This is a genomic window from Reichenbachiella agarivorans (assembly GCF_025502585.1).
GTDB classification, from domain to species: domain Bacteria; phylum Bacteroidota; class Bacteroidia; order Cytophagales; family Cyclobacteriaceae; genus Reichenbachiella; species Reichenbachiella agarivorans.
The window spans coordinates 771,663-784,180 of sequence record NZ_CP106679.1 but is presented as its reverse complement, the minus strand read 5'-3'; the positions used below and the strand labels follow the sequence as shown (position 1 = coordinate 784,180).

Below are 12,518 nucleotides of genomic sequence, written 5' to 3'. Positions count from 1 at the left end.
ATAAAGAATACTTGAAAACAAACCTTCTTATTTTTTGCACAGCTTGTGTGGCGTGGAGTCATCATGCCACCGCACAAAAGTTGCCAGTCTTTGACAGTCCAAAGACACTTGCTGCCATCGAAAAGGTGGCCTACTATGTGTACAATGAGTACCCAGACTCGGCAAACATGGCGATTGACAAGATGGCGTTGAAACTACCCAATCACCCTGTCATCCATATGATGCGTGCCATGAACATAGCATGGCAAGATCAGCCTATTCGTACAACCAGTCCTAGTTTTCCTGCCCATCAGCGCGAACTGGAGAAGGTAATTGAACTGGCCGTAAAGATTAGAAAGGAAGATCCAGACAACCTGGAAGGGTTGTTTTTTGAAATGTCGGCACATGGACTACTGGCAGAATACTACGCAAGGGAGGGGAGCTATGTAAAAGCTGTGACTGAGGCCAAGAAGACTTATGATTTCATTACTGAGACGATGGAAAAAACCGACGAAAGTCCAGAGTTTTATTTTTTGGCAGGACTTTACAATTATTTTCGAGAGAAATACCCAGAAAGACATCCAGCTTATTCTCCCTTGCTTTGGTTTTTTAAATCTGGAAATAAAAAATTGGGCCTGCAGCAACTGGACAGTGCTGTGAATCAAAGCAAAATTGTAAAGGCAGAAGCACACCTCTACACAGCCTATATCTACCTCAGATATGAAACGGATTATAAAAAGGCTGAATATTACATCCAAAAAATCAGCAAGGAATATCCCCGCAACAGCTATTTTAAAACCAAGCATGTGGAGAGTTTGGTCATGAGAGGCGAATACAAGACGGCACTTCCGATGATCGAAGCATTTTTGTCCTACGAGAAACCATATTATCGAACCTGTGGGGAGGTGTACATGGGGTCATATCAAGAGCATGTGTTAAAATCGGACACCAAAGCTGCATACTATTATACGAAAGCGCTGGCCACTGGAGATCAGGACCCGACACGTGGAGAATATTATAGGAGTTTAGCGTATTTGGGCTTGGGTCGAGTGACGGAGCGGAAAGGTGAGATCAAACAGGCCATCGAGTACTATCAACAAGCAATTGACTTGGACGAGAGTGATTTGGTGACCAAAGAAGCCAAAGAGCGGTTGAATAAAATAGATTGATGGCAGAAACGTATCGCGTCATACGGGGAGAAACCGAAGGATTCTACAAAGAAAAGGGGAGTAAATTTTTGGCTTTTGCCTATCACGTAGAGAGGATCGAGGAGGTCAAAGAAAAAGTAGAGATTCTCAAAAAGCAGTATTATGATGCGCGACATCACTGTTTTGCCCATATTATCAATGCTGGCAACCAGCAACTGATCCGTGCCAATGATGACGGAGAACCCAATCATTCGGCAGGTGATCCGATATTGGGACAGATTCGCTCTTATGATTTGGTCAATACACTGGTCGTAGTGGTGCGATACTTTGGGGGAACCAAATTGGGTGTGAGCGGATTGGTGCATGCATACAAAACTGCTGCAGAGGATGCCCTATCCAAAGCTGAAATCCTCACCATCGAAATCAAGACTGATTTCAGTCTGGTGTATCCTTATGAAAAAACGCAGGAGGTGATGCGTATCTTGACTGAATTTGGGGTGGAAATCAAGGGGCAAGATTTTACAGAAATCTGTAGCCTATCTGGTCGCATAACGCCAGAAAAACACCAAGCACTAAAAGATAAAATATCACTGCTCGATCTGGAGTTGACGAGTTAATGAGTGAAAAATATGAAAGCAGAATGTTTTAAAGCTTCAGATTTGTAATTTCTCATCAACTCTTGTTGGCGAGTTGTCCACAGGCTGCGTCGATGTCTTTGCCTCTGCTGCGTCTGACATGTACGTTGACTCCTTTGTTTTCTAGGTAGGCGATGAATTTGTCCAGGGTGTTTTCATCGGCATTTTTATAGTTGGCCTCTGCGATGGGATTGTATTCGATGATGTTGATCCGAGAAGGAACTCTTTTCCAAAACTCATAGAGCTCTTGAGCATCTTGCAGCGAATCATTGAAGTCGTAAAAAATGATGTACTCAAAGGTGATTTTGTTGCCTGTTTTTTGGTAGAAATAGGTCAGAGCCTCCCGAAGTGCTTCTAGCGTGTTGGTCTCGTTGATCGGCATGATCTTGTTTCGTTTCACGTCATTGGCAGCATGTAGAGACAGAGCCAAGTTGAATTTCACTTGATCATCAGCCAGTTTTTTGATCATTTTGGCAATCCCTGCGGTAGATACAGTGATGCGTTTTGGACTCATATTGAGGCCTTCTGGCGAGGTGATATGTTTGATAGATTCTAGTACATTGGCATAGTTGAGCAGAGGTTCACCCATGCCCATATAGACAATATTGGAGAGTGGTAGGTTGAAATTCTCCAAGGCCTGGTTGTTGACAGCTACGACTTGATCGTAGATTTCAGAGGCATCCAAATTTCTCGCTCTGTCCATGTAGCCCGTCGCACAAAATTTGCAACTCAGAGAGCAACCGACCTGAGAGGATACACATGCAGTCATACGACTATCGGCAGGGATGAGCACACTTTCTACGACATGGTCATCGTATAGTTTCATGGCGGACTTGACAGTGCCATCACTACTTTTTTGTTCTTTGTCGACTTTGACTGGATTGATGACAAAGTTCTCTTTGAGTTTGTCACGGGTTTTTAGAGAGATGTTGGTCATCTCATCTATGGATTTGGCAGATTTTTTCCATATCCATTCTTTGATCTGTTTGGCTCTGAACGATTTTTCGCCGATCTCTTGAAGAAAAAGTCCGATATCTTCCTGTGGGGTTTTTCTTAGGTCTCTGATGCCAACATTCTTATCCATGGCGCAAAGATAGAGTTATTTGAGTGTGGGTAGAAAATCATCGCTTGAAAAGAATAGTTAGATTCAAGATTCAAGATTCAAGATTCAAGATTCAAGATTCAAGATTCAAGATTCAAGATTCAAGATTTTCAATCTTAATGGAATTTGGGGAGTTGCCTGACTGTTGCTGTAAGCTTCCCATTTTTAGGACAGCTGTAATTTATAATTATTGTCTAATACTTCAACCTTCAGAGAGTCCAAGAGGGTACCCTCTTGGACTCTCTGAAGGTTTTCTCCGAACATTTTTGGAGTAATCCTACCAAGGCTATCATGCGGGCGATGGTTATTGTAATCTTCCATCCACTTATCTACTTCTTCTCTGGCCTGGTCGATGTGCTCAAATACAAACGCATCAAACACGCCCCGGCGCAGAGAGCCATTGAACCTTTCGATGTAAGCATTCTGCGTGGGCTTGCCTGGTTGGATGTAACAAAACTCAATTTCTTGCGCATAACTCCATGTTTGGGTCATTAAGGCTATGAATTCTGGCCCATTATCCATCCTGATGCGCTTTGGTTTTCCTCTCCTATTGATCAGGTGGTTCAGTACCCAGATCACTCGACTGCTTTTTAGTGAAAAATCTACTTCTATATGCAATGCCTCTCTGTTTGCATCATCCATTACGTTGAAACTTCTGATTTTTCGACCATTTACCAATCTATCCTGCATAAAGTCTATTGACCATGTATGATTAAGGTGATTCGGAGCCTCAAGATGCTGCTTGGACCTAGCGGGGAGACGTTTCTTCTTCTTGACCCTTAAGGATAGCCCCAGAGCTTTGTAAACCCTATATACCCTTTTATGATTCCAATGCTTGCCCTCTAGTCTAAGGCGGCCATAAGCCTTCCAAAAACCTTCTCTGGGAAATTGTGCAGCCTTATCATTCAAAGCCACTTCAATCGGGGTGTCATCCTTTTGGGGTTTATAATACATCACCGACCTAGACACATCCATTACACGGCACGCCCTGTTGATACCGTATTTAGGCAGCTCTTTACTAATCCTACGCTTATCACAGGGCTTTAGAGCTTTTTTTCTATGATCTCTTTGGCCATCTGGTGATCCAATGCCAGCTCAGCATACATACGCTTTAGTTTGGCATTCTCCTCCTCCAGAGCCTTCAAACGCTTCAGGTCTGAGGCTTCCATGCCGCCATACTTCTTGCGCCAATTATATAGCGTGCCTTGGCTTATACCATGATGGCGGCATACCTCTTGTGCCGATTTACCTTGTTCAAATTCCTTGAGAATCTTAACGATTTGCTGGGGACTAAATGTACTCTTCTTCATTTCTACAGTTTAAATCTATTCATTTTTAAACTGTCCTGTTTTTGGGGAAGCTTACATTGCGACTAGTGGGTTCGGTAGGATGGATAGAGGCTGGATGGGTTTCGTTATATTCGGACAGGGTGATTTAGAATTAATCTCTTGTGTTCAGAGTTTTAATCTCTCCAAAATTGCTTTATCTTCAAGGTCGAAAAGCAGGTAAATTCCTGCTTGATCTCAAATTGTAAGCTATTTGAATTCTATCCCTACCATCGTCAAAGTTTTTCTTGTTTTTCTAAGTCTGCTGTGGTCTGCTGATTTGTACAGTCAGGTGATCAACTATGACATAGTGAAGGGAGGAAGTGTAATTGGCTCTATGACGGCCGAAAAAAAGGTTTCGGGAAATCAGGTGGATTACAAAATCAAAAGTGTGACTCATTTTAGAGTGGTAGTCAAGTTGACGGTTGATTACAACCTGACGGAAACTTATGTAGGAGGGGTACTACAATCTGGCAATGCGCTCAGTACACTCAATGGAGCTACACAAAATCAATCCGATGTTCAGAAAAGGGATGGATATTATAGAATCGAAACAGACAGTGATATCATCGAGTTTGATTCTGATGCCATTAGGTACTCTATTCCAGAGATTTATTTCAACGAGCCGATAGGTAAGAAATATGTGTTTTCACAAGTTTTTGCAACGAATCTCGAAATAGAAGATGTGGGTAATCATACATATGAAATGGAATCCGAGGATGGATTAAATGTCTATACGTATCGAAATGGTATTTGTACAGAAGTGAAAGTGAGTAGGTCTTATGCCACTTTTTACATCAGAATAAAGGAGTAAAGAATAGTAGAGATACTATGTCCTAGAGGCGTAGTGATAAAAAAGTAATCAAATTTTTAGCATACAAAACATGAATAAGTCCGCTTTTTATCAAGGGGTTTTGATCCTGATATTTACAGTAGTTTTCACAAGCTTTTCTTGGGCACAGGTAGAGCAGGACAAATTAATTCCGTTTGATTCTACTGTCAGGACGGGGCAGTTGGACAATGGGCTGACCTATTTTATCAAACAAAATGCACTCCCAGCAGATCGTGTGGAGTTGCGATTGGTCGTCAATGCAGGTTCAATTTTGGAAGATCAGGATCAGTTGGGACTGGCGCATTTTACTGAGCACATGGCGTTCAATGGCTCAAAGCATTTTGATAAGAATGAGCTGGTGAGTTATCTCCAGTCTGTGGGGGTCAAGTTTGGTGCGCACCTCAATGCTTACACCTCGTTTGATGAGACGGTCTATATCCTCCCCATCCCATCGGATGACGAACAAATTTTGGAAAAGGGCTTGACGATATTGGAAGATTGGGCAGGCAACTTGAGTTTTGATCAGGCTGAACTTGACAAGGAAAGAGGGGTTGTAATTGAAGAATGGAGGTTGGGCCAAGGAGCCAATGCTCGTATGCTGGAGGAATACCTTCCGGTGATATTCAAAGGGTCTAAATACGCCGAGCGGCTCCCAATCGGGAAAAAGGAGACTTTGGAATCTTTTGATCGGGCAGCTATCAAGAGATTTTATGATGACTGGTACAGACCCGATCTGATGGCGGTGGTCGCAGTGGGTGACATAGATGTGGACAAAATGGAGGAAAGGATCAAGGCTCATTTTTCTGCTTTTCGGAATCCTACAAAAGAAAGAGTGAGGGAAGAATTTGATGTTCCAACCAATGAAGAGCCACTGGTGGCGGTGACCTCAGACCCAGAGGCGACCAATATACTCTTCAATATCATGTATAAAAATGAGGCGACAGAGTTCAAAACCGAGAAGCAGTTTAGGCAGAGCCATGTGCAAAGTTTGTTTTTGGAAATGATCAATCAAAGGTTGAATGATCTGCTGCAGGTTGCCAATCCTCCGTATCTGTATGCGACTACTTACATTGGGTCGCCAGTATCTCGAAAGACGACTGCATTTTCTGGATTTGCGGTACCTAAACCAGACGACATCATGACAGGTGTGATGACGCTGCTCGAAGAGATCCGTAGAGTCGAGCTACATGGGTTCAACGAGTCTGAGTTGCAGACTGTCAAGTTGAACATGTTGGAGTCGTATGAAAGTGCCTACAAGGAACGAGACAAATCCAAGTCAGGAGGCATTGCAGATGAATTGATTCGACATTTTCTTGAAGAAGAGCCAGTTCCAGGGATTGCATACGAGTACAATTTTCTGAAGGACAACATTGACGGAATCACACTCGATGAGGTCAATGCGATCATTGCGCAGTGGATCAAGAAAGAAAATCGTGTCATCTATATGACTGCTCCACAGCAAGAAGGGTTGGTATTGCCCACCACAGAAGAAATATTAAGTTGGGTCGCAGAGGTGGAACAGAGACAGCTGGAGCCACTGGCAGAAGAAATGATAGATACAAATCTGCTCAAGGAATTGCCAGAGGGTGGCTCAGTAATGAAGCGATCAGAAATCCAGGAGGTAGAAGTCAAAGTATTGGAGTTGTCCAATGGTGCCAAAGTCTATTTGAAACCTACGGCATTCAAAAACGATGAAATTATGTTTTCGGCATACCGCAAGGGAGGAACCTCGCTAGCTGAGGACAAGGATTTTTGGTCGGCAAGTTTTGCGTCCAACATCGTATCGTTGAGCGGGATAGGAGATTATAGCTATACCCAACTAGAGAAGGCGCTCGCAGGCAAATCCGTAGGTATTTCACCTTATATCAGTGATTTGGAATCAGGATTCAATGGCAACACCTCTCCCAAGGATATCGAAACCATGTTTCAGTTGATTCATCTTTATTTCACCAGTGTGAGAACAGACGAAGAGGCTTTTCAATCTTTGATTCAAAGAAACAAAGCGATTTTGTCTAATGTACTTTCTAATCCGAGCTATTATTTTCAAGATCAGTTGGCACGGATCATGAGTCAAAACGACCTGCGAGGTGGAGGGATTCCTACGGTAGAAGATCTAGAAAAAGTGAAGCTCAATGATGCCATCAACTTTTTTAAATCACAATTTGATAGCCCAAGCCACTATACTTATCTGTTTGTGGGCAACTATGATGAGGAGACTTTGATCCCAATGATTGAGCAGTATTTGGGAGGAGGTATGCCTGTAAAAGATGCACAAACTTGGAAGGACAGAGGTTTGAGACCACCGTCTGGTATGGTCGATGAGAAGATTTACAAAGGTACCGAACCACAGAGTTCGGTAGTGATGGCTTTCAATACCGAGAAGAAATACAAGCGAGCGGATAGTTACTATGTCAAGACACTGTCTGAGGTCATGGACATTCGCTTGATAGAAATCTTGCGAGAGGAAAAAGGTGGAGTCTATGGTGTAGGGGCAAGTGGACAAGGACAAAAATCACCATATGAGCATTACAGCATGCAGGTTCAGTTTCCTTGTGCGCCTGAAAATGTGGAAGACTTGGTAGGAGCAACCATTGATTTGATTGAAGATATCAAAATCAATGGTGTGAGTCAGGTGGATTTAAACAAGGTGAAGGAGACTCAGCGCAGAGAGATGGAACTCAATTGGAAAGAAAATGGTTTTTGGTTGGGCGCGATCAAAACCTATGTAAAGAGCGGATTTGAATTGTCTAAAATCGCTGAATTGGATCGGCGCATTGAAGCACTAGAAGCTAAGGATATACAGGGAGCTGCTAAAAAATACCTGAATACGGATGCTTATATCAAAGTAGTGCTATACCCTGAAAATGTGGAGTAGGTTGGATGGTTAGATTTTAGACATTAAATTTCTAGACCCAAGAATCAAGACTTGCATAAAAGTCTTGATTCTTGGGTCTTGTTTCTTAACTCTTTTCAGGATAGATATACTCCTTTATCTTTTCCTTTGAACTGTACGGTGACGTGCTCGTTGATCGTGGTGGCTAGTTCGTAGCCTGAGTATTTTGGATAGATGGGAAACGCCTTGTGGCTCCTGTTGACCATCACTGCTACATCAATGGTTTTGACATTGACTTTGAGCAAGGCTTTGAGCGCAAATGCAGCAGTCTTGCCAGAATTGAGAACATCATCTATCAATATGACGGATTTTTTCACCAACTCCTTGTCATCCAAATCCAAGGCGATTTCAGCCGAAAAAGGCGCGTCTTTGTTGATGTCCACTTTGCCTACTGTCAGTGCTAGGTCAGAGATGCTTTTGAGCTGCTGCTCCAGTAGTTTGGCAAACTCATGGCCATTGTCAGAGACACCTGCCAATATCAGGTGCTTTTCGTCCATGTGATTTTCATAAATCTGATAGGCTATCCTGATGATGCGTTGGTCGATCTGAGCGGCATCAAGTATTAAATCCTGTGGCATTGCGTTTATATAGACTGTGGTAATGGAATTTGTTTGCTGTTCTTGAAAGTAGACAAAATTACCATAGACTGCAAGCTATCTACGGTATCTATGTCAGAGACTTTTTCGAGCATCAGCAATTGATAAGATGCGATGTCTTGTGCCATGACTTTGAGGATGAAATCTCCCGATCCTGTGATGTGGTGACATTCTACCACCTCTTCTATTTCATTGATTTTGGAAAGGAAAGAATCAATGTTTTGTTTGTTGTGTCCCTTGAGTGTGACCTGTACGAATGTATTGACTCCTAAACCTAGCATCTCGGAGTTGAGTTCTGCATGGTAGCTTTTGATCACACCTGATTGCTCTAGTTTTTTGACTCGTTCGAGTGTGGGAGCTGGTGAGAGACCTATCTCCTCAGAGAGCTTGGCGTTGGTGATTTTTCCGTTGGATTGGAGGATGGCAAGAATTTTTTTGTCGATTTTGTCAATTTTGAGATTTCCTTTCATGGTGTTGTTCAGTCTATGGGTAAGTTTAGTCGGGTTGTCGGAATATTATTTTATGCAAATGTAATGAACGGAATATAATATACGAGATTCTTCTGATAGTTTGATTTATCAGTAGAAAATTTTTTATGGTCGAGGCTGCATATTGACCCTAAGAGGTACTCAGAGCGACTTATCAAGAATCGGTTTACCAGCTAACCAGAAAACCAGCCAACCAGCTAACTAGTCAACGATCTACAACTTAATCACCTTTTGGGTTTTTTCTTTACCTCCATAGACTATTTTGACGAAATACATGCCTCCCTTGGTATCATGTGTATCGATCACAAATGTATTGAGCCCACTGCTGATCTCAGTGTAGGTCTCCGAGTACAAAATACTGCCAGTGGCACTGATCATATAGAGCTGGACTGGTGATTTGCTTGGCAATATGGCTTGGATGTACAGCAGGTCGTTACCTGCTGGTACAGGGTTGGGGTAGGGTTTTTGGATGACGAGATCCTGTTCAAAGTTGACACAGCCCTTGTTGTTGAGCAAATCCAAATCGGTCAGCGAGGGTTCTCTGTCTCGCAGGGTAACACAGAGGTAGTCCACATTGTTGTCTTCAGCAGGGAGGTGAAAACTCAAAGGGAAAGTCACTGTGCGGTCTCTTGGCAAGAGCTCATCGTAGGATTCAAAGATAGAATTTTGACTTTCAAAATCAATCTGGATATCAAAGCCATCCAGATTGAAGGTGCTGCCATTGTAGGCTGTGAGCCATATTTGAACCGTGTTGCCTGTTGCTTTGGTTTCTATTTTGGTCAATTGCAAGTCCAACAAAGGGTCAGCGACCAAAATGTCGATGTAGGCAGAGTCACTGCAAAACTCATTGTAGGCAATGAGTTGAGTGACATAGTCACCGATTTCGGTGTATGTGTAGGAGGGGTTTTCCTCTTGGCTCGTGTGATTAGCAATTCCAAAATCCCAAAGATAGGTCAGTCCGTTGTTAGAATTGTTGATGTAATCTACTGTCAAGGGAGCTCCTCCAAATTCATTGGAAACCTCAAAGGCTGCAGTGGGTGACGAATGAATGGTGACCGTCTGGCTGGTAGTACTGATACATCCCAATTCGTCCGTGACTCGGAGGCTTACATCATAGTCGTCTGCTGTACCAAAGTCAAATGCGGTCTGTGTACCATTTGAACTTCCTTTGCCATCAAAGTCCCACACTCTGGATACGATGGCAGGACCTTCTGATAGGGTTTGGTCTGTAAAGATGGTTGTTTCATTGTCACAATTGTTGACCTCACTAAATGCCGCGATTGGTTTGTTGAAAACCGTAAATTCTTTTTCTACCACCGCTACGCAGAGATTGGTTGGAGTCACGGAGAGCGTTGCCTGGTAAGTGCCTGCGGTAGAGAAGGTTTTGGAGACATCCTGTGTAAAGTACTCTTGACCATTGATTACCCAATACCATGAGGATATTTGGTTGTCATCTTGGCTCTGGCTCATGTCTACAAACTCGGTAGCGGTGGAGATACAGCCTAGGTCGATGTTGAAGTCCGCGAGGGGTGTGGGACGTATGATGACTGCCTGTGTGGCTGTGTTACTGCAATTGCCCGTGTTGGTGACGGTCAGAGAGACTTGGTAGGTGCGCATTTCGTCAAAGGCAAAACTTGGATTTTGCGCTCCAGAATCTCCCAATCCATCAAAGTCCCATACCCAGCTTTGTAGGTTGTTGAGTACATCGCCAGGTGTGGATTCGTCTGTGAATTGTACCTCTTGCCCTTGACAACCAGGCGTATTGACAAAGGCGACTTCTGGAGTGCCATTGATTCGGATGGTACGAGTGATCTCGCTGTGACAACCATCGCTGTTTTCCATGGCTAGTGTCACATCAAATTCCCCTGTCGAGCCATAAGTATAGCTAGGGTTGAGGACTGTAGCCGAACCCAATCCATCTCCGAAATCCCAGGCAGGATTGATGAGGTTAGTCCCAATGGTTACATTGGTGAACTCCGTCGTCTCTCCAAAGCAATCCTTGTCCATCACAAAATCAGCTGCAGGGCCTGCTATGATCTGTATATCATCAGTATGCGAAGTGGAACAGCCAGGGATGGACATGGTGAGCTCGATGGTGTAGTCACCATCGGCAACATACACATTGCTGCCATCCTTTTGTGTCTCGCTGTTGCCATCTCCATAGTCCCAGAGATAGCTCAGCGTGGCTCCTTCATAGCCGGTCTCGTCTGAGCTGTTGGTGTATATGATTTCTGCATTGGTACAGTAGGGTGCAGCGCTCGGGGTAAAACTTGGCGTAGGAGGGACAGGGTAGATGCTGATGGTGTCTTGCACAAAATTGGAGCAAGTGCCATCGGTAACGGTGAGTGTGACGATACTGTCCCCTACTTGCGAAAAAGTATGTGTAGGATTAGAGTCAGTACTACCCACAGTATTCCCACCGTCAAAACTCCATTCATATGAGAGTCCACCTGCATCTATTGGAGCGAATGTATTGGATTGCCCTATACATTCATTGTCTGATGAGGAGAAAGAGATGGTAGGGGCGGTATCATTCGATACCGTAATGAAATCACTGGAAGTATTGAAATTTCCATTTTCATCAAACGAAACTAGTTTAAGTTCATAGATGCCAGATGTCTCAAGCGAAAAAGTAGGACTGTCTTCAATAGATGTCAGTAGGTTGCGATCACAAGTGCTTTCAAAGCCTACAGCATATAGGCCTTCATCGCTAGAATAGTCGATGCTAAATAATCTCCATTGCTTATTAGAATTTTGAGTTATATCAATTCCATACCCTCCTGAAGAGAGTCCTGTCAACTGTGAGATGGTAGGTGAGGCTGTCATGGAGTAACCAAAGTCAAAACGGAAAATGTCACTGTTGTCAAGCTGAACAAAGGCATAATAATATCCTTGATCAACAACTAGCTTTACTTTCGTTGGGGCACTCCAATCAATACTTGATACAGTTATCTCTTGTACAGTGGGGGTGTTGGCAAGTCCACTATTCCATGTAAGTTTGACTAACTTATTACTACTTCTTGAAGTGACAAGACCTACCCAAGTATTGCATTCTTTTTGAAGGCTTATTCCATTTATATTGGAGATTCCTGAAATATTGAAACTACTCACAGAAGGTACGCTGGTCATATCATTCCCAAAGTTGAGTATAGATAATAGGTTGGACGAATTTTTCCCCACCAATGCGTAATAGTTGTTTCCCTCTTGAATGATATCGAGTCCATTGGTTTGTGAAATTGTCGTCATACCAGTTATTAAATCATAGGCAGGTTCTTGAGTCAGGTCTCCATTGGACCAAATAGCTCTAGTAATGTTTGTTGAGCCCGAGGAGTTTGTGAATAGAGCAATAAGGTCGGTACCCATCCAAATGGTCTCAACATCTCTAGGAAGATTGCTGAAACTTTCTCCATCTGCTAGTATGGTGATGTTCTCGAGGGTTGCTAAATTATCGTCTAGTGTCAAGACATAAGGAACCCCGTTGTTTCTAATTGCCAAAATACGGTTATGGTCAACAAAGTCA

9 protein-coding genes are annotated in these 12,518 nt (G+C 43.2%); 4 read left to right on the top strand and 5 right to left on the bottom strand.

Going from position 1 to position 12,518, the window contains the following annotated elements:
• The first annotated feature begins 11 nt into the window (after window positions 1–11).
• Window positions 12–1,148 carry a tetratricopeptide repeat protein gene (locus tag N6H18_RS03170; RefSeq protein ID WP_262310386.1) on the top strand — a complete coding sequence of 379 codons (1,137 nt, stop codon included), beginning with the start codon at window positions 12–14 and terminating at the stop codon, window positions 1,146–1,148.
• Window positions 1,148–1,744, top strand: a complete 597-nt coding sequence (locus N6H18_RS03165; RefSeq protein WP_262310385.1) for an IMPACT family protein — start codon at window positions 1,148–1,150, stop codon at window positions 1,742–1,744. Before N6H18_RS03170 ends, N6H18_RS03165 begins: the two co-directional genes overlap by 1 nt.
• 55 nt (window positions 1,745–1,799) lie before the next feature.
• Here the strand turns inward: N6H18_RS03165 and rlmN are convergent, their stop codons facing one another.
• Both rlmN and N6H18_RS03155 read right to left on the bottom strand, forming a co-directional pair.
• Entirely contained in the window at window positions 1,800–2,846 is a 1,047-nt protein-coding gene (gene rlmN, locus N6H18_RS03160) for a 23S rRNA (adenine(2503)-C(2))-methyltransferase RlmN (RefSeq protein ID WP_262310384.1), read from the bottom strand.
• Window positions 2,847–3,029: 183 nt separating this feature from the next.
• Window positions 3,030–4,174 (bottom strand): IS3 family transposase gene (locus tag N6H18_RS03155; RefSeq protein WP_262308022.1). Its coding sequence is split into 2 segments (ribosomal slippage): window positions 3,030–3,913 and window positions 3,913–4,174, totalling 1,146 coding nucleotides; the frame shifts between segments, so codons are not numbered across the junction.
• A gap of 229 nt (window positions 4,175–4,403) precedes the next feature.
• Between N6H18_RS03155 and N6H18_RS03150 the strand changes: the two genes are divergently transcribed.
• Both N6H18_RS03150 and N6H18_RS03145 read left to right on the top strand, forming a co-directional pair.
• Complete coding sequence (locus N6H18_RS03150) at window positions 4,404–5,003, top strand: DUF6134 family protein (RefSeq protein WP_262310383.1); 600 nt, start codon at window positions 4,404–4,406, stop codon at window positions 5,001–5,003.
• Between the two features lie 70 nt (window positions 5,004–5,073).
• On the top strand, window positions 5,074–7,896 hold the full coding sequence (locus tag N6H18_RS03145) for a M16 family metallopeptidase (RefSeq protein ID WP_262310382.1): 2,823 nt from the start codon (window positions 5,074–5,076) through the stop codon (window positions 7,894–7,896).
• A gap of 95 nt (window positions 7,897–7,991) precedes the next feature.
• Here the strand turns inward: N6H18_RS03145 and N6H18_RS03140 are convergent, their stop codons facing one another.
• The 3 genes from N6H18_RS03140 to N6H18_RS03130 all read right to left on the bottom strand — a co-directional run bounded on the left by N6H18_RS03140 (window position 7,992) and on the right by N6H18_RS03130 (window position 12,493).
• Window positions 7,992–8,492 carry a phosphoribosyltransferase family protein gene (locus N6H18_RS03140; protein WP_262310381.1) on the bottom strand — a complete coding sequence of 167 codons (501 nt, stop codon included), beginning with the start codon at window positions 8,490–8,492 and terminating at the stop codon, window positions 7,992–7,994.
• A 5-nt stretch (window positions 8,493–8,497) separates the two neighbouring features.
• Window positions 8,498–8,980 (bottom strand): Lrp/AsnC family transcriptional regulator, encoded by a 483-nt coding sequence (locus N6H18_RS03135; protein ID WP_323131539.1) that lies wholly within the window; start codon window positions 8,978–8,980, stop codon window positions 8,498–8,500.
• A gap of 231 nt (window positions 8,981–9,211) precedes the next feature.
• Complete coding sequence (locus tag N6H18_RS03130) at window positions 9,212–12,493, bottom strand: PKD domain-containing protein (RefSeq protein ID WP_262310380.1); 3,282 nt, start codon at window positions 12,491–12,493, stop codon at window positions 9,212–9,214.
• Window positions 12,494–12,518: the final 25 nt, after the last annotated feature.

Excerpts from the sequence above, each read along its gene's own strand:
- N6H18_RS03145 (WP_262310382.1), top strand. The coding sequence starts at position 5,074 with ATGAATAAGTCCGCTTTTTATCAAGGGGTTTTGATCCTGATATTTACA.
- N6H18_RS03140 (WP_262310381.1), bottom strand. The coding sequence starts at position 8,492 with ATGCCACAGGATTTAATACTTGATGCCGCTCAGATCGACCAACGCATC.
- rlmN (WP_262310384.1), bottom strand. The coding sequence starts at position 2,846 with ATGGATAAGAATGTTGGCATCAGAGACCTAAGAAAAACCCCACAGGAA.
- N6H18_RS03135 (WP_323131539.1), bottom strand. The coding sequence starts at position 8,980 with ATGAAAGGAAATCTCAAAATTGACAAAATCGACAAAAAAATTCTTGCC.
- N6H18_RS03165 (WP_262310385.1), top strand. The coding sequence starts at position 1,148 with ATGGCAGAAACGTATCGCGTCATACGGGGAGAAACCGAAGGATTCTAC.